Origin of the sequence: Bradyrhizobium sp. LMTR 3 (assembly GCF_001693485.1) — a bacterium.
Taxonomy (GTDB): domain Bacteria; phylum Pseudomonadota; class Alphaproteobacteria; order Rhizobiales; family Xanthobacteraceae; genus Bradyrhizobium.
Genome location: NZ_MAXC01000053.1, coordinates 241,061 through 262,452, shown reverse-complemented (window position 1 = coordinate 262,452; position 21,392 = coordinate 241,061). Strand labels below are relative to the sequence as shown.

Genomic DNA, 21,392 nt, shown 5'->3' with positions numbered 1-21,392 from the left:
ATCGAATTCCCCGGAACCCCGGTAAAACTGTAGGGCTGGCTTTTCGGATTCGGGCGGCATGTTTTTACCGATCACGGCGTCGAGTCCTTAAAAGTGGTGGAAACGGGCGCCTCCTTAATCGGGCGAAGTTGCCGAAGAGTTCAACCACTGAGAGCATTTCACGCTTTTCAAAGATTCAGACTGCGCCAAAATACTGTCAACTCGAGGCGCATCAAAGGCGGAGCTTTTCGTCGGGCAGATGCAAGTGCGCAGAACGGTGCTCGCCCATACGACTCTCGCCGGTCACATGGTACGGGTACATGCCGCGCGTCACAACGAAGCCGGTGTGCAGGTCATGACGATGGGCCAGCTTGCCGCGAGGCTTGCAGGTGGCCCTCAGGACGGCCGGCGGGGTAAGGATCGTGCTGCGTGACCGGGTGGGGCAGATCCCGGAGCGCTGAAGGGGACCGGCAGGCATGTTGCCGCTTGCGGTAGCCTTCGTTAATGGAACGCATCGGGAACAGAGCCCGGCTGAAACTTTCGAAAGCCAAAACAAGCGCCCTCGCGATCGCAGCCTGTTGTGGCTTTTTGCAGGAACCCAAAATATAAATACAAAAATACGATCTTTATTTTGGGTTCCCATGAAGCGCAGCGACCTCAGCCATACGATTCGCGAGACCCTTAAGAAGCTACCGCCGCCCTACGACTCCCATTACGGGATCGTCCCGCCTGCCCCCCCGGAGGACGGCGTGTTCGTTGGAGGAGCGACGAAGGCCTTGGAAGCCGCTCAAGCGGCCTTCGGCAAGGTCGACGCCATCGCGGCCCAGATGAAGGACCCCTACATCGTCAGTCGGGTCCTTACCAGACGCGAGGCAGTCAGTTCCTCGTCGATCGAGGGTACCCAGAGCACTCTCGACGAACTGCTTTCCGTCGAAGAGTCGGGTGACGACGGCGCCCGGGACGAAGCGCGCCAAGTCCGTAACTACGCCGTTGCCTTGGACGGATTCATCCCGAGAGCCGCCAAGGACGGCTACAGCGTCTTCACGATGGACCTGATCAAGGATCTCCATCGCGCCGTGATGAAGGACGACCCCGACTATCAGGACGTTCCCGGCGACCTCCGCACGCGCGTTGTGTGGATCGGCGGAAACAAAGACATCGCATATTCTAGTTTGAATCCTCCCCCTCCTGCCGACGTCCCCGACTGCCTCGCCCAAACGGTCGATTACCTACGGAACGAGGGGATGCAGCAGATGACGCAAGGGTTCATCACGCGCATGGCGATCGCGCACACCCATTTCGAGGCAGTGCACCCCTTTCGCGACGGCAACGGACGTGTCGGTCGCCTTCTACTTCCGCTCATGATGGCGGCGGAGAAGCATGTGCCGCTGTACCTTTCGCCTTACATCGAAAGCAAAAAGGGCGCGTACTACGCTTCGCTTAAGGATGCTCAACAACGGCTCGACTGGGAGCCCATCATCACCTTCATGGCCGACGCCGTGACCGGTACCGTCGAAGAACTCATCCGAACCCGGACGGCACTTTCGGAATTGTCCGAGCGCTGGAGGCAGCGCCGAAAATTCCGAAAGGGATCTGCGGCCATGCGAGCCTTGGACGAACTTCATAACTATCCGGTCATGACTGCGAAGCGGCTCGGCCAACTGCTCGATATCTCGCCTGCACAGATAAATCAGGGCATCGCGCAATTGCAAGAAGCCGGCATTCTGCAAGAGAGGACCGGATACGCGCGCAATCGAATCTACGCCGCTCCCGAAGCTCTCGCTATCATCAACCGTCCGTTCGGCGAGGAGCCAATCTTTGCCGACGTCGATCCGGACGAGATTGAATCGGAGGTTTCGGCCGGCCCAAAAGGGCCGTGATCCGCGTTACATTCGAGGACCAGACAGTCGATCTTCCCTGCGTTCCACGTACTTCGCATAGGCCCGGCGGATCCGATCGTAGTCATGCCCGCGGATCTCGATGTTCTCGCTGCCACTTCCGAAGTGGGCCACCGCGATCGCGGTGTCGAGAACGCTCTGGACGGTATCGCCGTCGCGCACGGGGGACGGCGACCTCGCCGATATATTCTTCTCTTTTTGCCTTCTCGCCGAACCACATCTCGTATTTGGTCGAGACCGGAACGTGGACCGTGTCTTCCGCGACCGCCGTGGGCTCTATGGTGTAGAAGAAGTGGTCGTCTTGGAATTCGACGTCGATCTGGATGGGCTTCGCGATCTTCTTCGTGAAGTAAGCTGCGATATCGACGGCTCTCATCTTCGGCTCCTCTAATGCCGAAGATTCTACTGCCGGGTTCTGCAAGACGCGATGGGCGCGAAAAACTCAGCCTAGAGCGAGCCGACGAGGGCGGTACCTGCGGCGACATAGTCGTCGGCGGATCCGCAGAATGTCCGAGATGCGTCTGCTGCGGCGACAAAGAAGATCCGTCTCCAAATCGACCGCGATCGATGCCAACCGGTACGCTCCCCCGACCATGCGCGCGACTTCCTCGTCCGTGATCGGACCATCGAGAGATGATCGGCAATCCGAGCCGTACCGACGAACGTGCCGGTCTCGGCGTCGATGCAAGTGACAGTGCCCGGGCTCGACGGATCTTCGGTTCCGGAGACGATTACGTCGCAGTCCCGATAAGGCAGTCTCCGCTTGCAGGCGCTCGATCGGGCCGAGGACACGTCGCACTTCCTTCTCGGCGCGCCGGATATACACCTTAGTTCTTACCCCTTAGAGAAACACCTTAAAGAAGAAGATATATATAGCTCCGCCATAGATTCAGAATTGAAGAATGCCGCCCGTAGAAATTATTCAGGCGGCAAACCTGATTCCGTTGCCAAGATTATTCTGGCTGTGATGGGTTTCTGATGGCTGAAGCCATCCCAGCAATCCTTCAGGCGGAGACCTTAAGGCAGAAGGCGAGAGGCCCGCGCCCATGGAAACCGTGCGGCCCCGCGCTGCACCGCCCAAGGTTGAACCCGCCGCCTTCGATGGATTCTGGCGGGCCTATCCCAAGAAAGCAGGGAAAGTCACGGCGAAGAAGGTTTACGACAGAATCATCAAACCCAAGACGGCCACCACCGCTGAAGAATTGCTGGCGGGCGCGGAGCGGTATGCCGCCGAGCGGCAGGCCGCCATCGCCAACATAAAGGACGAGTCTCCCACCTTCACAAAGTCGCCCGACAAATGGTTGGCAGGCGGCCACTGGATGGACGAGGCACCAGCGCCCAAACAGAAATGGTTCTCGGTATGAGGTGACTCAGCAGCGCCCGCCCATGCGTTCAATCGTTCAATCTAAAAGCCGGTGTCCGGAGCCTGAAGCTGCCAAAACAAATGGGCGAGTCTAGGGAGGCCGGAAATGCCATCGAGCATAATTCAACACGCCCTCCGGGCATCGCTGCTTGGCCGTGAGATGGAAATGATCCGCTCTCTAATCGACAGCGAGAACGATGCCGCAATAAAAACCGCCAGCGAGGTCTGGGCCTATGGCGAGCAATGGGAGATTCGGTTGCCGATGAAGGTGTGGCGACACCCCTGACCCTCTTATACGCCGACCCCCAGGGCATTTTTCATCGGTTGGCCTATGAATTTTTTTCTTTCCCCGCCCGCCACTAAATGGCCCCATTTTGAGGGGGCGCGATGAGGTGTATTTGGGTCCTGTTTTGGCTGTTTGTGTTGACCGTGCCGGCGATGGCCGAATTCGATAGCGGCAACGATCTGTACCGTTTCTGCAATTCGAACGATGGGTTTGAAAAAGGCCTATGCTACGGCCTCATTTCAGGCCATTTCGACAATCTTCACTTGGCCTACCAGTGCAAACACAGCAGCGCACCGAACATTTCCCGGCAACAGGTTGTGGATATCGTGATGCAGGCTTTGCGTCAGAATCCGCAGGAGCGACATCTGCCGGCCTACCTACTTTCATCGCGGGCAATGATAAGAGCTTTCGATTGCGAAAGTTGGGTAGGTAGCGGACCGGCTAAGCGGTGACTGGAGCGCGGCGACGGCCTGCCGTTGCAGCAGATATGTAGATGAAATATCGAATAGACCGTTCCTTTGTTGATCCTGAGAAAGCAGCACGGCGGATCATGGAGCACGCCCGCGCGTTCAAGCCGGTACAAGATGGTCGCATTTTCAGTCCGGAAACGAACTGTTCGCTTACCCGTAGCGGTTTGGGAGCCGAAATGGTGAGGCTGAAGAGAGATCGGGCACGCGTGCTCCGGCGCAACCCCGCGTTGCGAGCCGCGCGAATCATGTATTCTAGGCTCCGTTGCAGCGGCCAGCTGCATGATCGCTTCTAATTGAATAAGAGCCAGTGCTCCGGCCAGCCGGTCTCAAGAACGAAGGCGGCACTGACGTACAGCTCTGCTTTCGAGGGCAAAGCGGAATTGTTGTTCTTGATCTGAGACTCACCGGTTTTGAGGCTGACCTTCGCCTGGTCCAGAAGTGCCGAAAGATCCCGATCAGAGGAAACTTCGGAATCTGGCGAGTTCCGTGATGTGATCGGCTAACAAGATTTCCGTTACGAGCGGAGGCTGTGGCGCTGTGTGGATCTCGTAAAGGTGACGTGTGACCTCAGGCTTCGTCATAAACTCTCGTATGCAATCGTCCAGCGTGCCTTCCGCCAGCAGATAGGTGCTTCTGTCTACACGACGTTCGTTGTTTATGGACGGCCATTTGCGAAGCATGGCGGGCGCATCAAATCGCATGTGAATGTCATTCGCCTCCATCATCTCTGTTGTCGATCGTTCAACGTGGCTGCTCCGCCTTGAACAGTCGGGAACTGCCTGATTGCCTCATGCTGCGCCATAAGACATTGCCAGCCTTTGCCGAAGCCCGCGTCTGCTTCTTTACAAAACGGCGCAAAGCGGACGCCCTCAATGATCAGCATTCGCTTGCGGGCAGTAACCCCGCTAAGGCCTTGGCTTCCGATTTGAGAGCATCGATTGCCGCCTTGCGGGCTTCAGCATCGAATCGCGTTTTGATCGCTGATAGCGAAAGGGCGCCCCTCAGTTTGCCGTGTACGTCCATCAACGGCACGGCCGCCGCGGCGACCTCCGGATCCCGCTCTCCGATCGAAACATAAAAGCCTCTATCGCGGATCTTCTTCCCTTCTACGTTCGTTGGCTCGCGGTATGCAGTGAGAATTCGACCGGCGGCGCCGCAATCAATCGGCAATCGCTGGCCTTCTTCGAGATGGTGTCGAACTGAACGTGGAGAATTGACGCGGTAAAGACAGATGCGTTCGTCGCCATCTGCAACATAAAAGGATGCAGTTTCTCCCGTTGCCTCAACCAGACGCCGAAGGGATGGCCGGATGACTTCGCCAAGATCCAGACCGCGCTGATAGAGCGCCCCAAGACGCCACAATTCCGGTCCCGGTCGAAACAACCGGTCCGCGCCGCGGACGAGAAAGCCATCAGCTTCCAAGGAAGAGGCCAATCGGAGCACTGTGCTCTTGTAGAGGTCTGTCATTTCCGCAATCTGCGTCAGCGTCATCGCAGACTGCTCCGCGTCGAAACTTTTCAGGATCGCGAGCGCTCTCCTGACCGCGTCAACTCCTATCTTGCTCATCTCTGCTCCAGGGTTCTGAAGAATAGAAACCATTATAAAATTGAGGTGTTAGAGGCTATCAGATATGGAGCAAGGTGGTTCTGTACACCAGAACAGATTGACTCTCTTCACACGCACGACTATGGGTGCACATAACAGAACGAGTTCTGAAATGCGAGACAATGGAAGGCCACCAACGCTGGCCGTTGACTTGCGCGAGGTAATGATCCGCTTCGGCGCATTCATCGCTGTCAAAAGCATGAACCTCCAGGTAGGCGACGCGGAGTTCGTTGCGGTCGTGGGCCCAACCGGTTGCGGCAAGTCCACCATCCTGAACACTGTCACAGGTCTCTTCAAACACTCGTCGGAGACGTTCAGATCTTCCGCAAGCCGCTCACGGGACTGAATGATCAGTCCGGCTACATGCTCCAACAGGGGGGCCTAATGCCGTGGAAGATCGCGCAGGACAACATTGGGCTCCGGCTCGTTCTTCAGGGCAAGTCAGTCGATGAGGCGCGCGCCGAGGCTCGGTTCGGCCTGACGGGGTCTGAGCAGCGTTATCCGCATCAGCTATCAGGCCGGCAACGCAAGCGCGCGGCGATGCAGACGCTCATCACGGAGCCGAGAATTGTTCTTCTGGACGAGCCCTTCTCGGCACTCGACGTTCACACGCGCCGGCTGATGCACCGCATCCTGCTCGATCTCTGGCAGGCCGAGCGCCGCTCCTTGATCTTCATCACCCATGATCTCGATGAGGCGATCACGCTGGCTGACCAAGCCGGCGTGACGTCCGCGGGGCCTGCAAGCGGGATGGTCGGCGAGGTCAGGATCACGCTGCCTGATCGCCGGGACGTCTCCGCGCTGCAGACCACGGACGAGTTCGTCACGCTCTATCGCGAAATGTGGTCGCTGCCTGGCGCTGAAGTGGAGAAGAGCTATGCCGCCTGGAACTAAGCTCGTTGTCACGCAAGTCGCCATATTTGTCGATCTTGTCCCGATCTCGGAGCTCGGAGTGCGACCAGGCGTCATCGACGCCTTCTTGTTTCCGGCGCCGTCGACCCTTGTCGGCAGGATGAAGAAGTGGACGTCGACGCCGGATTTCCGGGGCGATGTTGGCATAACGCTGGTCGAGACGATCCTATCGACTTCAGCCAAAAACTTCACCAATCGCTTCGCCGAGCGTGCGGCCCAGCAACTGAAGTAGCAACCGCAGCGGCCGAAGATACCGCAAAGAAGGCTTCGTCAGATGTCCCTGCCGCTCACCGGTATCCGTGTCCTCGACCTGTCGAACGTATTGGCAGGCCCGTTCTGCGGCTACCATCTCGCGCGCCTCGGCTCGGAGGTTATCAAGATCGAAAACTCCAATGGAGGCGATCTCGCGCGGCGCCTTGGCGCAGATCCGCAAAGGGCAGAGCGCCTTCAGGGGCTCTCGTTCGTCGCCGTGAACGCCGGTAAGCAGTCGGTGGCGCTCGATCTGAAGTCTGAAGCGGGCAGAGAAGTGTTTTTCAGGCTGGTGTCCAAGGCCGACGTCCTTCTCGAAAACTTCCGGCCCAAGGTCATGGAGCGGCTTGGTCTCGGTTTTGACGCGTTGTGCCAGCGCAACCCGCGGCTCATCTATTGTGCGATCTCAGGCTTTGGGCAAAACGGTCCTTGGTCCGCCCGCCCGGCCTACGACCAGATCGTCCAGGGCCTTTCCGGCGCGATGAGTATTACCGGTGATGCAGCCACGGCTCCGCTGCGGACCGGCTTCCCGATCTCTGACACCATCGCCGGGCTAACGGCCGCCTTTGCCATCTCCGCCGCCCTCGTCGAGCAGCAGCAAATGGGCAGGGGCCGGTTCATCGACGTGTCGCTGCTCGAGGCGACAATCGCAGCCATGGGATGGGTCGTTTCCAATCACCTGAACGGCGGAGTCGAGCCGCGGCCGATGGGGAATGAGAATTTCACGGCCGCACCCTCCGGCACGTTCCGCACCGCGACCGGCCCGCTGAATATAGCCGCTAACGAGCAGAAACAGTACCGGACCCTTTGCGATCTGATCGGCCGGCCGGATCTGAAGACAGATCCGCGCTTCGCTAAGCGCGAAGCACGTAAAATGAACCGCGGGGCGCTTAGCGATGAGTTGAATGCGGCCTTGAGCTGCAGGCCTGCGGAGGAGTGGGAGGCACTGTTGAATGCCGCCGGCGTTCCCGCTGGCTGTGTGCTGACCGTTCCGCAAGTTTTGCGCGAGCCACAGTTGCTGGAGCGCGGCTTTGTCGAGACGCTTGCGCTCGACAGGGCTGGCGAACCACCATTACGCATTACGCGCCCTGGTTTTCGGCTGGATGAGGCGTTTCCTGTCCCCGCACTCCCTCCGTCGCTCGGTGCGGACACAGAGCGATGGCTGGCTCGGCTCGGTTATACCTATCCGGAAATTGAGCACCTTATCGCAAGCGGTGCCGCCGGAACTGCACGTCAAGGAGGAGCGGATTTTCCGCGGGTCCGCCCGGCGACGGATGGAGCAGCGTGACGGGCAGGGAGTTGCGCGCAAGCAAGCTTCGGCCGGACATAGCCTGACGAGATTGGAGAACAGAATGAGCGAAACGCAGCTGCGAGAGCAGGCCGCCCATTGGTGGCGGACCTCCATATGCGACATTGCGCCCGGGCGGATCGCCTACCGCGGATACACGATCGAGGAATTGATTGATCAGATTTCCTTCCCCGCAATGATCTGGTTGATGCTGCGCGGCGAGCTACCCACACCGGCGCAGGAGCGGCTGTTGCAGGCTGCACTTGTTGCATCAGTGGATCATGGCCCGCATGCACCTTCTATCGCCATCGCGCAGATGGCTGTCAGTTGTGGGCTGCCGCTCAATGGCGCGATGGCTTCCGCGATCAACACGCTCGGCGACCTGCATGGCGGAGCGGGGGAGCAGGCGATCGAGCTCTACGACGAGGTCCTACGACGGAGCGAGACCAAGGATATGAATGAGGCTGCCGCTGAGGCAATCGATCATTTCACCACCACGCGAAGCAAATATCTGCCCGGCTTCGGTCACCGGTTTCATCCCGTCGACCCGCGCGCTGACCCGCTGCTCGCACTAGTCGATGCCGCGGTTAGTGATGCTGCCGTCAGCGGTCGCTACGCCAGCGCTGCGCGCGCGATCGAGCGCGTCATGCGCGAGCGCAAAGGCAAGCTCATCCCGATGAACGTCGATGGAGCCACTGCAGTCATCTACGCGGAGCTGGGCTTTGCTCCACCCTTAGCCCGCGGCATCTTCTGCTTGTCACGCGCGGTAGGCATCCTGGCGCATGCATGGGAGCAGACCGGACGCAAGGACCGCAATAAAGGGCCAATGCCCAAGCAGTTCGCCTACAAATATCAGGGGCAGCCAAAGCGCAGCCTGAAGGAAGCGCCATGATGTACCTTGAGGGACTGCCGCAGCTCATCCAAACGCGCGTCTTTTCGGTCGTGCCCGCCAAATTTCGCCGGCCCGGAATCCGCTCCGATTGGATGGAGGTCAACCGTGGAGGCAACCCCGGCTGACTGCTTCATCGAGGGGACGTCGTTCGGTGCGTCTGGAAATCTCTATCTGGTCGATATTCCCTTCGGCCATCTTCAGGATTGCACCCGATAAGGTCCTCGATCGTCAATAACGCTCGGCGGAATTGCCTGGCCGCATTCTCGCATCCAACAACGTCTGGGGCGTGCCCCTGATGAAAGATGGTGCTGCAAGATCGGCAGGTTTAGTCATTCTTCAGAACGAGCGGTTCGGACGTGCTGGCACTGGACGCCAGACGCTGTTCGTAGCTCATGCATAGCTGGACACGTCTTCGTCCTGGCATCGGATGGCGAGTGCATCGCTCGGCGTCAGTCCTGCGCTGGCTCGACGTGTTCTGCCCATGACGGGGAGGCTCTCTCGACCTTCTTCGCCGCTGTTACTGTGCGGGGATGTGCGCCAGGATAAGCGCGGCAATGGTGAGTCGAGCGATCGAGGGCGCCAGATTGCCCCTAGAAACCTTGCCCTGCAGATAGTTGCTGAACTTGCCACCCTCCATATAGACATCCTGCAACCATTCCCGATACGCGCCAAGCGCGGCGAGAGTAGCACAAGGATGGCTTGCGGATTCGACTTCAATTGCGGATGGCTGGCGAGGTAGTGGTGAGGATATTATCCACGCTCGCCGTGGTCGCGGCCAATCCGTCGTCGCACCAGTCTTTCGGCCAATGCTGTCCGATCGAGATATCAATGACGTTCTTCTCCCGATATCGGCACCGGCCATGATCAGTTCGTAGATGACGGTGGGGCCTCGTTGAAGACGTGGAAGAACCCCTTTGGCGCGGACTGAAAATTGAGCACGATGCGCTCACGCCATTTGTCGAATTTCTTCGAGAAAGCCCCTGACGCCGCTGATCCGGAAGACGCAGCCCTATACCAAGCGCGTCGCGCACAGGGCATTTGGGGTCGAGCCGAAGCTGCTGGCCGAAATCGAGTACCGCGCCAGATCGGCCAAAGGCAAGGATGCGACAGCCGGTCTTCAAAGGCTTGCGGGAGGACATGCAATGAGATGGTGCCCGCGCTGCGATAACTGCCGGTGGGTTTGCGAAATCATTCGGACCAGCATTCCCCGGGGCATCCATGGGTGCACCTGCGGCGGCGCCGGTGTGCCGTGCCCATTTTGCAATAAGAGCGATGACGAGTCGTCGGCCCCGGCGCTGCCAAAAGGATTTGTTAGCCGCGACGACGAGGCATCCTTAAACGCAAAAAAGGCCCGGCGACTTATCAAGGACCGCTGGGCATTCTCATTTTGGTGATTGGGGGGAATTGCTTCACGGGCCACGGCCTCGTCAGCTTCTCGAAAGCTTTGCCCGAGTATGATCCTGCTCAGGTGATATTGGACGCGAGGCTAGCGTGGACCCGAAAAATTTTGACGCATCCAATTTAACAGCGTGGCCCCAGGTGCAATACGCTGCGCTGCAAGAGCATCAAGCGAACCGACCCGGGCAAGAGGCCTTTGAGCAGCAATTGCACGAGGCGCGTCAGGCCGATACCGCGATGCCCGACGAAGGGCCGCGCCATAGCCCCCCTCCCAATGTGTCTAGTGACGGCCCGCAGTCCTCGGACGAACTGATGGGTGCGCTTGCCAGGAGCAAGCTCTTGCCAAGCGAGGAGGTCCTCATCAACGATGAGCATGACAAAGCTGAGTTGAGAGCAGCGAAGAGGCCGAGGACCGTAAACAATCCGCAAGTCGTTGCCATTCAGCTGAGCGAGACCGCCAATTCAGGTGGAGGTGGTGAAGCAATGCCGACCGCCACGGCGCTGCAGCCGGCTCAGTCAACCGGGATTGTCATAGGGCACGACAAGCGGGCTCTTTATTCCGAGGATGCTTCCGCTATCTTGGGGCTTCAGGAGGCCCTCAGCAAGGCCGGGATGGTTCGCAAGGACCTGGTAGGTGCTCTGCGTGGGTTTAGCCGTTGGCTCTTCGCAAAAAACAAACCGAGCCTTGTTGCTCGGCTCGGCAGTAAGTCGCTGAGCGATGGCGGTGACGTATACGAGTTCGTCGGAAAGGGTAAGCCAGAGAGACTCCTTTCAGCATTAGACCATTTGCGCAGCTTTCGGTCGACGGGCGAAGTCATCGTACGCCCAAGGAGCGGTCGCGCCAAGGATGCTCCCGTTGTCCTGGGGCTTGAGGAGGCCCTCATCAAGGCCAGGACTAGGCGCCTCGACATCGCCGCTGCGCAGCCTAGCGCGTCCTCGGCGCTGCGTCCGACTGAATCAAGGGGGGTTGTGACAGGGTCGGACAAGCGGCCTCTTTATTCCGAGGATGCTCCCGTTGTCCTGGGGCTTGAGGAGGCCCTCATCAAGGCCGGGACTGCGCGCCTCGACATCGCCGCTGCGCAGCTTAGCGCGTCCTCGGCGCTGCAGCCGGCTCAATCAAAAGGGGTCGTGACAGGGTCGGACATGCGGCCTCTTTATTTCGAGGATGCTCGCGATATCTCGGGGCTCCAGGAGGCCTTCATCAAGGCCGGAATGAGAGCCTCCGCCTACAAGTTTGCAGGTCCTCTTCGTAGCTTTAGCCGTTGGCTCTTCGCAAAAAGCAAACCAAGCCTTGTTGCTCGGCTCGACAGTAAGTCGTTGAGTGGTGACGTGTCCGGGTTCATCGGAAAGGGTAATCCCGACCGACTCCTTAGGGCAATAGACGAGCTCCGGACCTTCCGGTCGACAGGCACGATCGCACTCCCCAGCGCCCAGCCCAATCCTCACCCCCCGGACGTGGCTCCCATTCATCCCGAAAGCGCGGTGCTGATGGAACCGAGGCTCATCGGCGACGCCGCTGCGCAGCACAGGCACGAAGCTAGCAGTCGGCGAGAGGAGCTTCGGGAACGGCAGGAGGATCAACCCGCCCCGTTGGCTTTCGTCCAAGGGCACTTCGCGTTCGATCCAGAGCAGATTCCTCAGGGGGAGCTTTGGCGAGCGCTGGATCATGTGGATGGTCAATCCACCTCCTCGGCGGTCTCCGTCGATTCAGAGGGGCTTGACCGACTGGAAAAGGAGTTGCTTGACGAGCTTCACGGACGACGGGACAATCACCCTGCCCAGTCGTTCTCCGTTGATCCAGAAGAGTTTACTTTCAATCCAGAGCAGTTTTCTCTAGACGAGCTTCGGCGATTGCTGGATGATCAATCCATACCGTCTCCAGTCCCCCTCGATCCAGAGGACTCCGCTCTAAATTCAGGGCGTTCCCCTCCAAACGAGCTTCGACTACTGAATGATGAACCCGCGCCGTTGGGAGTGGCATCTAGCGCAGGCCCGGCAGATCAGTCGGCTTACGAGCCGGGTCCGCTGCCAAATCTATCAATGTACCTCCCCCTGGACTTCCAGCACGGCCCCCAATGGGCGTCGGAAGACTTCATGCAAGGAATGAGCTTCCACAACCTGCTGCCGAGCGCGTCTCAGCCGGAGACAAATTTTCCTCTCAATGGCGTGAACTACACGGCCACATTAGGGTCGCCAGGCCATGAGGATCAGGTTTTTCTGCGCCCAACATAGCGGATTGTCGCACGGCAAAGAGGATGTAAGCCCTCGGCCCCGAGACCGGGAAATGCCCTCCCAACCGGCTTTCTCCCATAGGTACGTAGAGCCATTGGGAACGAGTCGCACCGGCCCAGTTCGAGAGCGGCAGGTGCTGGTACTTCATGATGAAGGAAGCGAGGAAGCCCGCGTTTGCGGCAATCGCAAGGATCATCCACCGCACGCCGCGCGCTTGCATCAGAAGATCATGCATCGCGCGGACCATCGGAGCAACGGCGTCCTGCTCTGGTACATCACGCCAGCATCGTCGTTGAACGCGCAATAATGGATGAAGTGCCGAAAAACGCTCTTCCAATCCCAAACACCTTTTGGGATATCGCGCCAGGGAGCGCCCGTACGCACAAGCAACGGGATGCGCTCCACGAACATCCGATTGTTGCGTTCCGTCGATCCCATTTGGTCGGGCCGGCCGATGATCAGTGGCGCTATCCAATCCCGGGCCGCGTCGCTCAAGACCAAGCGTTCCATCACACCCAAGACTGCCTCCCAAAAGCAACCTTTGACGAATTCGCTTGTCCGGCTGGCAGTTGTGCGACCCGCTCTCCGATATCCTCATCGTCGACAAGTCTCTGCCAGCCGCAAGAAGTTCATCAGTAGCACCTGCCCTTGTTGGGTAAGTATCGATTCCGGGTGGAACTGTACGCCGTAGGTCGGGTGAGAGCGATGCGCGAGGGCCATGATCTCGCCCTCATCCGAACGCGCTGTTACCGTTAGTTGCAGTGCGCATGACTCGTCGAACTCAACAACAAGAGAATGGTAGCGGCCAACGCAAAGTGGGGAGGGGAGGTCCTTGAACAGTCCGCGGCCGTCATGGGTGACGTATGAGGACCGGCCGTGCATCGGACGAAGGGCACGCGCGACGCGTCCGCCGAACACGCTCCCAATACACTGATGTCCGAGGCAGATGCCGAGAATTGGGAGATGACCTGACAGCTCGCGGATTACGGTCGTCGACAGTCCGGCCTCCATTGGCGTGCAGGGACCGGGGGAGACGACCAGGGCGCGCGGCTTGAGGCAGGCAAGATCGCTGACGCTGACGACGTCATTCCGGATCACTGCCGTTGCGGCACCCAGCTTGCGAAAATAGCGGGCAATATTGAAGACAAAAGAGTCGTAATTGTCGATGATGACAATCAAGATGCACCAGGTGTGTCAGCACGAAACGCGTCAAATATGCGCTGCGCCTTGGCGAGCGTCTCCTCGTATTCGGCTTCTGGATCCGACATGGCCGTGATCCCGCTCCCTGCATGAAACAGAGCCAAGTCATCGTCGATCGTGACCGTGCGGATCGCAATATTCGTATCCATGTGCCCGTTGAAGCCGATAAAGCCGATCGCCCCGCAATAGACCTCTCGCGCGACCCGCTCGATCTCCGCAATGATTTCCATCGATCGCACCTTGGGCGCCCCGGTGATGGAGCCGCCGGGAAAGCAAGCTCGCAGTAAGCTGACAGCATCTTCATCTCCGGCAAGTTCACCCGTCACGGTCGACACGAGGTGGTGCACTGAGGCATAGGATTCCAGGGCACACAGCTCTGGAACCTCGACCGACTGCGGCGTGCAAACGCGTGACAGATCGTTGCGCAGGAGGTCGACGATCATCGTGTTCTCGGCACGGTCCTTTTCGGACGCGAGGAGGAGTTCAGCGCGGCGCCGGTCGTCTTCGGAATCAGCGGAGCGCGCGATCGTGCCCTTGATCGGCCGCGTTTCGACCTGCCGTCCATCAAGCTTGAGGAATCGTTCCGGCGAGCTCGAGGCAACGGTCAGCTTGCCGTACCGCAGGAGGGCTGCAAAGGGAGCCGGGTTCAATGACCGCAACTGGCAATAGAAGGCCAGCGGATCAAATGAGCTCGATAAGCGGGCGCTGAAGCGCTGCGCAACGTTCGCTTGGAAGACGTCGCCAGCCAGAATCAAGTCGATGACGCGCTGCACCGCCGCAATGTAGCCCTCACGGCTGAAGTTAGAATGCCATGCGCCCGCTGTGGCGGGGAAGTCATTCCGCGGCGCCCTTGGGCGGTCGAGCAGCGCTGCAAACTCATCGGCTCGACGACGCGCACGCTCGCGCCGTCGTGCGGGATCCTGCTCCGGCCATCCGGTCGAGACGATCCAGCATCTGTCGTCACGGTGATCGAAGCTGATGACCACGTCATAGAAATGCAGGATGGATTGCGGCAACCTCTGACCGGAGATTGCCGGCGCGGGCAGTCGCTCCAGTGTCCTGTTCAGATCATAAGCAAAGAAGCCGGCCGCACCGCCCTGGAACGGCGGCAGATCGGGACGATGCTCTTCTGGGTACCTCGCGAGCAGGGTGCGAAGAGCTCGCCACGGATCGCCCGCGAGAGCCTCTGTGTTGTAATTCGCCTGTCCGTCCGTGACCGTATACGTGCTGAACGGCTCGCAGCTCAGATAGGAATAGCGCCCAAGCAGCTCATGCGTTGCCGCGCTGTCGAGAAACGTCAGGTGCGCTCGATGCGCGAGACAGCGCATCGCGGTGACAGGCTCAATCCACCGCAGTTCGCGGACGTGCATCGCCTTGTCAATCACTGACAAAGGCGTGGTGCTGGGACGCGCTGCGATTGCGAATCCCACCCTCGTCTGGCACCCACAAGCTTTTGAGACCGATTGCCAGATTAACCCCCGCCAGTTGAACCGAAGCGCTCACTAACTTCGCTTATCGCTGCCGTCGAGGCGAACCGCGCATCGGCTGATACATTATAGTCGGCCGCGAACCGTAGCTCCCGAAGGGGTCGTACCCGCCTGATCGATTCCTGATACAGATCATGCGCTTTGTACGCTGCCAGCTCCTTCTCGTTGTCGAACTCACCATACACCACCACGTCGATCTCGTTACCGAGCTGGTCGGTCTTGCAATTGCGCGCAATCTCGAGCCGACGTGCATGCGGGATTGTGGTGAGAACCGATAGGCCTTCGATGATTCGCTCGATATGGGCCTGATCCTTGGCGCTGAACAAGACGATGTGACGAATCATGGGTGGCCTTAAGGAGTGATGTCGCAAGGAGGTCGCTTTACTATCTTGGGACCGAGCCCGCTGCAACGGGGGCGCAGCCGCAAGCCGCGTCGCGCGGCAAAAAGGTCGGAGGTTTGGCGCTCTTGCGCTTTGCCCCGGGGGTTGCAACGGACCTCGCCAGATCTCGTTCGCGGTCATGACGAGGGAAGGGCAAGGCGCTCAATGGTTTGAATGTGGCGCGCGAGCAGACTACAGGCTTGATCGACGTTGCGCGCCCGCAGGGCTTGCAAAATCAGGCGGTGATCCTGATTGGACCGCGGTCGCCAGCCGCTACTGCGCGCCATCGCGAACACGAGTCGTGAATTTGCAAGCTGTAGTCCGTCAAGGCTCGCGAGCAGGCGCGGCATCGCGCAGGGCGCCACCAGCGCGTGGTGAAAAGCGCGGTTGGCCATTTCAAACTCCTGAATGGTCTGGGCGGTGTCTCCTTCAATCAGGGCGAGCTCGATCCGTGCCAAATGGCTAGAGGTGAGCTTTGGCGCCGCATTGCGCAACGCGACCACTTCGAGCGCGGCGCGCATCTCGGCGATCTCCTTCACGGAATTGATATTAAGTGGGGCAACTCGCACACCGCGACGGGGCACGGCGACGACAAGATGTTGAGCCTGAAGTTGCCGAAAGGCCTCGCGCACCGGGACGTGGCTGGAATTGAATTCTCGCGCGATATGGTCCTGGCGGAGTGGGGCGTCCGGCTGCAGCTCGCCGCTGATGATGCGCTCGCCGATTGCCTCTGCAATGCGCCCCGCGGTCGTCGTATTCTCATCGTTAGTCATTATAGATTATCTATCATAAACGGTTGCACTAGGGAAGCAGGCGAGTGCCCGGCCATGCGCATGGCCAGGCGTCAAAATCTAAGAGGTGCCCTCATTTTGCGGCATTTCTCCAAACTTTGGCTGATTTCGCGGTCTTTACGCGCCAGCACGCGTTACACCATGCGTTGAGCGCTAATTGGGGCGCCTGCGCGCCGCTCCGAGAGTTCCTGAAGGTCATCTCCTGGAATGTCCAAGTACCGTTGCCATGAGCAGTTGTTATAGATTATAGCTTCCATTATCTACGGTAATCGCTGATGGGAAAGCAAATCTTAATGGTTGGTGGAGTGGGAGCGCAACGGAACGAAAACGGCAACAACGCGCCGGTTCGCAGTAACTGGGAGCGGGCCGAGGCCGAAGCACTTTATGGCCTGTCGTTTGCCGACCTGATGTTTCGGGCGCAGAGCGTTCATCGCGAGAACTTCGATCCAAATCACGTCGAAACCGCAAGCCTGCTCAGCATCAAGACCGGCGGCTGTCCCGAAGACTGCGGCTACTGCGCCCAGAGCGCGTATTATGACACTGGCCTGAAAGCCAGCCGCCTCAAGGCTCGCGCCGATGTGGTCGCCACCGCCCAGCGCGCCAAGGACGCCGGCGCGAGCCGCTTCTGCATGGCCGCCGCCTGGCGCAGTCCAAAAGACCGTGATCTCGATCAGGTCTGCGAGATGGTTAGCGCGGTCAAGGCTCTAGGCATGGAGACCTGCGTCACGCTTGGCATGCTGACGTTGAGGCAGGCCGCGCGGCTCGCTGAGGCCGGGCTCGACTTCTACAATCACAACGTCGACACCTCGCCGGAGTTCTACGGCAGAGTAATCACCACTCGCACCTTGCAAGACCGCATCGACACACTGGCGCAGGTGCGCAAGGCCGGCATCAAGGTGTGCAGCGGCGGCATCATCGGCATGGGCGAGCGTGTCGAGGACCGACTCGGCATGCTTGTGCTGCTCGCCAATCTCCAAAAGCATCCGGAAAGCGTGCCGATCAACCTCTGGAACGAGGTCAAAGGCGTACCGGTCTACGCCACCGCCGAGCGCCCCGATCCGATCACGCACGTGCGCCTGGTGGCGACGGCCCGGATCATGATGCCCAAGAGCGTGGTGCGGTTGTCCGCCGGACGGCAATACATGACCGATGAACTACAGGCGCTGTGTTTTTTGGCCGGCGCGAATTCAATCTTCATCGGCGATGTGCTGTTGACCACCGAAAACCCGAAAGCCGACCGGGATGCCAATTTGCTGAACCGGCTCGGTATCACGTCCGGGCTTGCTTGAGTAAAGCAGACCAGCGGCGAGCCCCCCGCGGAAATTTCAGTCTAGGTGAACAATGCAGATTACTTTGATGAAAGGTAAAATCCATCGCGCGTCGGTAACCGAAGCCGATCTACACTATGACGGCTCGATATCGATCGATCGTACGCTGCTGGATGCGGCGGGATTTTTGATAAACGAACGCGTTGAAATCTATAATATCGAAACCGGAGCGCGCTTTGCTACCTATGTGATCGAGGCGCCCAAGGGCTCTGGCACGATAAGCCTCAACGGTGCGGCCGCTCGAATCGCGATGCCCGGAGAGAAAATCATCATCGTTGCATATGCCTCCTTCGATGAGGCGGAAGCGAAAATCTTCAGACCACGCGTTGTTCTGGTTGATCAAGAAAATCGCATCTTACCAGGTTGAAAACATGAAGGCCGATGGATGAAGCCTTGTTCTTGGCTGCCAATGGAATTTATGCGCGTAAATGCGACGTGGGAGTGAAGGATGAGCTCGACCCATGCGGCCAAAATGAGAAATTTTGCTACGGCCCTGCATGCCTTAAAAGAAGACGACCAGCTGCGCTGCCTCAAGCCACGCGCTGGCGTCGACTTTTCTTCGAACGATTATCTTGCGCTGGCGAGCGCGCCTCGTATGAAAATGGCCGTCGTGGCCGCGCTCGAAGCCGGCACCCCAGTAGGAGCCGGCGGCTCGCGGCTCTTACGCGGCAATTGCGAGGAACACGAAAGTCTGGAAGCAGAAGCAGCTCAGTTCTTTGGGGCGAAGACGGCTCTTTTCTTTAGCGGCGGCTACTTTGCAAATTTTGCCGTCCTGACAACGCTGCCGCAGCGGGGTGATCTGCTCGTTCTCGATTTTCTTGTGCACGCGAGCATTCATGAAGGCGCGCGCGCTGGCCGGGCGGAGTTTCGGATAAGCGATCATAACGACGCCCAGTCGGTCGAAGACAAAATTCGTGACTGGCGGGTCAAGGGCGGAACGGGCCGGGTCTGGATCGTGGCCGAAAGTCTCTACAGCATGGATGGCGATTTCGCGCCACTTAAAGATTTGGTCGCCATCGCGGACCGGCACGACGCCTTCCTGATCGTGGATGAGGCCCATGCCACAGGCGTCTACGGCAGGCAGGGACGGGGGCTCACCGCGCCGTACGAGGGGAGCGAAAATCTCCTGGTCGTTCATACCTGCGGCAAGGCGCTGGGCGCTGCCGGTGCGCTCGTCACTTGCACACGCGTGCTGCGCGACTTCTTGGTCAATCGTTGTCGCCCGTTTATCTTCGCCACCGCTCCCCCACCGTTGATGGCTGTCGCCGTGCGGGAAGCACTCTCAATTCTGCAGGAGGAGCCTGAGCGTCAGCAGCGTCTGGCCAAGCTGGTCGCCTTCACGCATCGGGAGATTCGTTTGCGCGGTCTGCGCAGTCCTTCGGACTCGCAGATCGTGCCCTACATCATTGGTGACAACGCCCATACAATGCGGCTCGCCTCTGCACTGCAGGCGCGCGGCTTCGACATACGTGGAATCCGGCCGCCAACCGTGCCGGCGGGAACGGCACGATTGCGAATTTCACTCACGCTTAACGTCAGGGAAGGTGATGTATCCGACATGCTTGATGCGTTGGTCGAAGAGACGTGGGGCGATTCGCGATGACTCAGCGGATCGTGGTGACAGGCACAGATACCGGGATTGGGAAATCGGTCTTTTCCGCAGGGCTCGCCAATCTCCTCGGCGCGAACTATTGGAAACCGATTCAGGCCGGCCTTGAAGGAGAGACCGATAGCGAGCTCGTGGCGCGGCTGGGCAGTCTCTCACCCGATCGCATCGTGCCGGAGCTTTACCGGCTTCGAACGCCCGCTTCGCCCCATTACTCAGCCGAAATCGACGGAGTTCGCATCGACACAGATGCGATCGATGTGCCGGACAGTGGGGAGCGTCCGCTCGTGATCGAGGGCGCCGGCGGGCTAATGGTCCCGCTGAGTGGCGGCACACTTTTTGTCGACGTCTTCGAGCGCTGGCGGCTTCCCGTCGTGCTTTGCGCAAGCACGCGAATTGGCACCATCAATCACGCGCTGCTGTCGATAGAAGCTCTGCGAAAGCGCCAGATCCGCATTCTCGGAATCGCATTCATTGGCGAACGAAATTTTGAGCCTGAGAGGGCAATTTGCGAAATCGGACGCGTGCGTTGGTTGGGGCGATTGCCTTGGCTTTCTCCTCTCACGGCAAACGCGCTGCAGGCGGTCTTCAAAGACTCGTTTGTCCCTTGGGACTTCAAACCATGATCAAGACGAAGTCGAAGTCGCCGATCTGGCATCCGTTCACGCAACACGCGCTTCAGGATGAGATGATCAAGATCGTGCGTGGTGACGGCGCTTATCTCCACACCGCGGACGGTCGCCGTATCATAGATGCAATCTCATCTTGGTGGGTCGTGACCCATGGTCATTGCCATCCACATATCGTGCGCGCGATTCAGAAGCAGGCAGGCAAGCTCAACCAGGTGATCTTCGCCGGCTACACCCATGATCCAGCTGAAGAGGTTGCTGCGCTAGTTTTGAAACTCGCGCCTCGTGGCCTCGACCATGTCTTCTTTTCCGACAGTGGCTCAGCCAGTGTGGAAGTAGCTTTAAAAATGGCACTCGGTTATTGGCATAACATCGGCAAGCAGCGAATACGCATTGTCGTGATGCAACATTCCTATCACGGCGACACGGTTGGGGCCATGTCGGTAGGTGCTAGAAGCGTGTTCAACGCGGCGTACGGGCCCCTTCTATTCGAGGTTACCTCAATCCCGTTCCCCGCGAGAGGTCGTGAGCAGGTGACGCTTGATGCGCTCGAGTCCGTTTGTCGAAACGAAATTCCGGCCGCCTTTATTGTGGAGCCTCTGATATTGGGTGCGGGCGGAATGCTGATGTACCCAACCTGGGTGCTAAAAGAGATGAAGCGAATCTGCGAAGCATCCGAGGTTCTGTTCATAGCCGATGAGGTCATGACGGGCTGGGGCCGTACCGGAACCTTATTCGCCTGCGAGCAGGCCAATGTGACGCCCGATATTGCCTGCTATTCGAAGGGGCTCACGGGAGGAGCGCTTCCGCTCGCGGTAACACTCTGCCGCGCGGATATTTTTGACGCTCATTATTCGAAGGACCGTACACGTACGTTCTTTCATTCGAGTTCATATACCGCCAATCCAGTTGCGTGCGCCGCCGCAAAGGCCAACCTGGATCTCTGGCAAAGTCAGGAATCTCGTCAGCTCGTGGCGTCGGTTGCCGCCATGCAAGAGCGGGCCGTTGAGCCATTCCGCGCCGACCCGCGCTTTGCAAACGTCCGTCGGGCGGGCACCATCACAGCACTCGATCTGCAAACGAGCGATGCCGGCTATCTCGCTAGCACCGGACCGAAGCTTCAGGCCTTCTTTAAAGACCGAAATCTGTTGCTGCGCCCGCTCGGCAATACGATCTATGTGATGCCGCCTTACTGCGTCACGGCGACAGATCTTGACCAAATCTATGCCGCCATCAGGGATTCTGCTGATGCGCTGGCTTGAGGATGCGCTTGGTGCGTGTAGCCACTAGCTAGGAGCTTTTAACCGTTTCGGCGCTCGGCCGATCGTTATCTAGCTGAATATCAATCAGAACCGATCTGAGAGAGTGTTGCTGATACACCAGATACCAAACGCACCTG

21 protein-coding genes and 2 pseudogenes are annotated in these 21,392 nt (G+C 59.0%); 16 read left to right on the top strand and 7 right to left on the bottom strand.

Annotation, left to right across the window (positions count from 1 at the left end):
• Positions 1-455: 455 nt before the first annotated feature.
• A complete protein-coding gene (locus LMTR3_RS33435; protein ID WP_245320095.1) occupies positions 456-1,859 on the top strand; it encodes a Fic family protein in 1,404 nt (467 codons plus the stop codon).
• Positions 1,860-1,941: 82 nt separating this feature from the next.
• On the opposite strand, the gene LMTR3_RS33430 is transcribed toward LMTR3_RS33435, so the two are convergent.
• Positions 1,942-2,253, bottom strand: a complete 312-nt coding sequence (locus LMTR3_RS33430; protein WP_065749203.1) for a hypothetical protein — start codon at positions 2,251-2,253, stop codon at positions 1,942-1,944.
• A 387-nt stretch (positions 2,254-2,640) separates the two neighbouring features.
• Here LMTR3_RS33430 and LMTR3_RS33425 point away from each other — a divergent pair, with 387 nt between their 5' ends.
• From LMTR3_RS33425 to LMTR3_RS33410, 3 genes are all read left to right on the top strand, one after another.
• Positions 2,641-2,856 carry a hypothetical protein gene (locus tag LMTR3_RS33425; protein WP_065749202.1) on the top strand — a complete coding sequence of 72 codons (216 nt, stop codon included), beginning with the start codon at positions 2,641-2,643 and terminating at the stop codon, positions 2,854-2,856.
• A 67-nt stretch (positions 2,857-2,923) separates the two neighbouring features.
• Complete coding sequence (locus LMTR3_RS33420) at positions 2,924-3,241, top strand: LvrA C-terminal domain-related protein (protein WP_065749201.1); 318 nt, start codon at positions 2,924-2,926, stop codon at positions 3,239-3,241.
• Between the two features lie 428 nt (positions 3,242-3,669).
• Positions 3,670-3,978 (top strand): Rap1a/Tai family immunity protein, encoded by a 309-nt coding sequence (locus tag LMTR3_RS33410; RefSeq protein WP_245320116.1) that lies wholly within the window; start codon positions 3,670-3,672, stop codon positions 3,976-3,978.
• Between the two features lie 894 nt (positions 3,979-4,872).
• Here the strand turns inward: LMTR3_RS33410 and LMTR3_RS33400 are convergent.
• Entirely contained in the window at positions 4,873-5,562 is a 690-nt protein-coding gene (locus tag LMTR3_RS33400) for an IclR family transcriptional regulator (RefSeq protein WP_065749346.1), read from the bottom strand.
• 64 nt (positions 5,563-5,626) lie between these two features.
• On the opposite strand from LMTR3_RS33400, the gene LMTR3_RS40155 reads away from it, so the two are divergent.
• The 7 genes and pseudogenes from LMTR3_RS40155 to LMTR3_RS33370 all read left to right on the top strand — a co-directional run bounded on the left by LMTR3_RS40155 (position 5,627) and on the right by LMTR3_RS33370 (position 12,572).
• A complete protein-coding gene (locus LMTR3_RS40155) occupies positions 5,627-5,947 on the top strand; it encodes an ATP-binding cassette domain-containing protein (protein ID WP_349643834.1) in 321 nt (106 codons plus the stop codon).
• Positions 5,948-5,985: 38 nt separating this feature from the next.
• Positions 5,986-6,495, top strand: a complete 510-nt coding sequence (locus tag LMTR3_RS33395; RefSeq protein ID WP_349643833.1) for a hypothetical protein — start codon at positions 5,986-5,988, stop codon at positions 6,493-6,495.
• Positions 6,479-6,745, top strand: coding sequence for an ABC transporter permease family protein (locus LMTR3_RS33390; RefSeq protein WP_065749197.1), 267 nt, complete (start codon positions 6,479-6,481; stop codon positions 6,743-6,745). The genes LMTR3_RS33395 and LMTR3_RS33390 overlap by 17 nt, the downstream gene beginning before the upstream one ends.
• 42 nt (positions 6,746-6,787) lie before the next feature.
• A complete protein-coding gene (locus LMTR3_RS33385; RefSeq protein WP_065749196.1) occupies positions 6,788-8,050 on the top strand; it encodes a CaiB/BaiF CoA transferase family protein in 1,263 nt (420 codons plus the stop codon).
• A gap of 64 nt (positions 8,051-8,114) precedes the next feature.
• On the top strand, positions 8,115-8,942 hold the full coding sequence (locus LMTR3_RS33380) for a citryl-CoA lyase (protein WP_065749195.1): 828 nt from the start codon (positions 8,115-8,117) through the stop codon (positions 8,940-8,942).
• Between the two features lie 971 nt (positions 8,943-9,913).
• Positions 9,914-10,088, top strand: a pseudogene (locus LMTR3_RS39680) (ATP dependent DNA ligase); the annotation flags it as partial.
• Between the two features lie 564 nt (positions 10,089-10,652).
• On the top strand, positions 10,653-12,572 hold the full coding sequence (locus LMTR3_RS33370; RefSeq protein ID WP_245320094.1) for a hypothetical protein: 1,920 nt from the start codon (positions 10,653-10,655) through the stop codon (positions 12,570-12,572).
• A 297-nt stretch (positions 12,573-12,869) separates the two neighbouring features.
• Here the strand turns inward: LMTR3_RS33370 and LMTR3_RS33365 are convergent.
• The 5 genes and pseudogenes from LMTR3_RS33365 to LMTR3_RS33345 all read right to left on the bottom strand — a co-directional run.
• Positions 12,870-13,082 (bottom strand): annotated as a pseudogene (locus tag LMTR3_RS33365) (transposase); the annotation flags it as partial.
• Positions 13,083-13,166: 84 nt separating this feature from the next.
• Positions 13,167-13,751, bottom strand: a complete 585-nt coding sequence (locus tag LMTR3_RS33360) for an anthranilate synthase component II (protein WP_065749193.1) — start codon at positions 13,749-13,751, stop codon at positions 13,167-13,169.
• Positions 13,748-15,142 (bottom strand): aminodeoxychorismate synthase component I, encoded by a 1,395-nt coding sequence (pabB, locus tag LMTR3_RS33355; protein ID WP_065749345.1) that lies wholly within the window; start codon positions 15,140-15,142, stop codon positions 13,748-13,750. The genes LMTR3_RS33360 and pabB overlap by 4 nt, the downstream gene beginning before the upstream one ends.
• Positions 15,143-15,243: 101 nt before the next feature.
• Positions 15,244-15,603 carry a Dabb family protein gene (locus LMTR3_RS33350; protein WP_065749192.1) on the bottom strand — a complete coding sequence of 120 codons (360 nt, stop codon included), beginning with the start codon at positions 15,601-15,603 and terminating at the stop codon, positions 15,244-15,246.
• 173 nt (positions 15,604-15,776) lie between these two features.
• Positions 15,777-16,412, bottom strand: coding sequence for a GntR family transcriptional regulator (locus tag LMTR3_RS33345; protein WP_141686932.1), 636 nt, complete (start codon positions 16,410-16,412; stop codon positions 15,777-15,779).
• Positions 16,413-16,723: 311 nt separating this feature from the next.
• Here LMTR3_RS33345 and bioB point away from each other — a divergent pair, with 311 nt between their 5' ends.
• The 5 genes from bioB to LMTR3_RS33320 all read left to right on the top strand — a co-directional run bounded on the left by bioB (position 16,724) and on the right by LMTR3_RS33320 (position 21,255).
• On the top strand, positions 16,724-17,719 hold the full coding sequence (bioB, locus tag LMTR3_RS33340; RefSeq protein WP_065749190.1) for a biotin synthase BioB: 996 nt from the start codon (positions 16,724-16,726) through the stop codon (positions 17,717-17,719).
• A gap of 52 nt (positions 17,720-17,771) precedes the next feature.
• Entirely contained in the window at positions 17,772-18,125 is a 354-nt protein-coding gene (gene panD / locus LMTR3_RS33335) for an aspartate 1-decarboxylase (protein ID WP_065749189.1), read from the top strand.
• Between the two features lie 81 nt (positions 18,126-18,206).
• Complete coding sequence (locus tag LMTR3_RS33330; protein ID WP_065749188.1) at positions 18,207-19,361, top strand: 8-amino-7-oxononanoate synthase; 1,155 nt, start codon at positions 18,207-18,209, stop codon at positions 19,359-19,361.
• On the top strand, positions 19,358-19,990 hold the full coding sequence (gene bioD, locus LMTR3_RS33325) for a dethiobiotin synthase (RefSeq protein WP_065749187.1): 633 nt from the start codon (positions 19,358-19,360) through the stop codon (positions 19,988-19,990). Before LMTR3_RS33330 ends, bioD begins: the two co-directional genes overlap by 4 nt.
• Positions 19,987-21,255, top strand: coding sequence for an adenosylmethionine--8-amino-7-oxononanoate transaminase (locus LMTR3_RS33320; protein ID WP_502686695.1), 1,269 nt, complete (start codon positions 19,987-19,989; stop codon positions 21,253-21,255). The genes bioD and LMTR3_RS33320 overlap by 4 nt, the downstream gene beginning before the upstream one ends.
• Positions 21,256-21,392 lie beyond the last annotated feature (137 nt).

Excerpts from the sequence above, each read along its gene's own strand:
- LMTR3_RS33435 (WP_245320095.1), top strand. The coding sequence starts at position 456 with ATGTTGCCGCTTGCGGTAGCCTTCGTTAATGGAACGCATCGGGAACAG.
- LMTR3_RS33430 (WP_065749203.1), bottom strand. The coding sequence starts at position 2,253 with ATGAGAGCCGTCGATATCGCAGCTTACTTCACGAAGAAGATCGCGAAG.
- LMTR3_RS33420 (WP_065749201.1), top strand. The coding sequence starts at position 2,924 with ATGGAAACCGTGCGGCCCCGCGCTGCACCGCCCAAGGTTGAACCCGCC.
- LMTR3_RS33400 (WP_065749346.1), bottom strand. The coding sequence starts at position 5,562 with ATGAGCAAGATAGGAGTTGACGCGGTCAGGAGAGCGCTCGCGATCCTG.
- LMTR3_RS40155 (WP_349643834.1), top strand. The coding sequence starts at position 5,627 with ATGGAGCAAGGTGGTTCTGTACACCAGAACAGATTGACTCTCTTCACA.
- LMTR3_RS33395 (WP_349643833.1), top strand. The coding sequence starts at position 5,986 with ATGCCGTGGAAGATCGCGCAGGACAACATTGGGCTCCGGCTCGTTCTT.
- LMTR3_RS33390 (WP_065749197.1), top strand. The coding sequence starts at position 6,479 with ATGCCGCCTGGAACTAAGCTCGTTGTCACGCAAGTCGCCATATTTGTC.
- LMTR3_RS33385 (WP_065749196.1), top strand. The coding sequence starts at position 6,788 with ATGTCCCTGCCGCTCACCGGTATCCGTGTCCTCGACCTGTCGAACGTA.
- LMTR3_RS33380 (WP_065749195.1), top strand. The coding sequence starts at position 8,115 with ATGAGCGAAACGCAGCTGCGAGAGCAGGCCGCCCATTGGTGGCGGACC.
- LMTR3_RS33370 (WP_245320094.1), top strand. The coding sequence starts at position 10,653 with ATGGGTGCGCTTGCCAGGAGCAAGCTCTTGCCAAGCGAGGAGGTCCTC.
- pabB (WP_065749345.1), bottom strand. The coding sequence starts at position 15,142 with ATGCACGTCCGCGAACTGCGGTGGATTGAGCCTGTCACCGCGATGCGC.
- LMTR3_RS33350 (WP_065749192.1), bottom strand. The coding sequence starts at position 15,603 with ATGATTCGTCACATCGTCTTGTTCAGCGCCAAGGATCAGGCCCATATC.
- LMTR3_RS33345 (WP_141686932.1), bottom strand. The coding sequence starts at position 16,412 with ATGACTAACGATGAGAATACGACGACCGCGGGGCGCATTGCAGAGGCA.
- bioB (WP_065749190.1), top strand. The coding sequence starts at position 16,724 with ATGGTTGGTGGAGTGGGAGCGCAACGGAACGAAAACGGCAACAACGCG.
- panD (WP_065749189.1), top strand. The coding sequence starts at position 17,772 with ATGCAGATTACTTTGATGAAAGGTAAAATCCATCGCGCGTCGGTAACC.
- LMTR3_RS33330 (WP_065749188.1), top strand. The coding sequence starts at position 18,207 with ATGAGCTCGACCCATGCGGCCAAAATGAGAAATTTTGCTACGGCCCTG.
- bioD (WP_065749187.1), top strand. The coding sequence starts at position 19,358 with ATGACTCAGCGGATCGTGGTGACAGGCACAGATACCGGGATTGGGAAA.
- LMTR3_RS33320 (WP_502686695.1), top strand. The coding sequence starts at position 19,987 with ATGATCAAGACGAAGTCGAAGTCGCCGATCTGGCATCCGTTCACGCAA.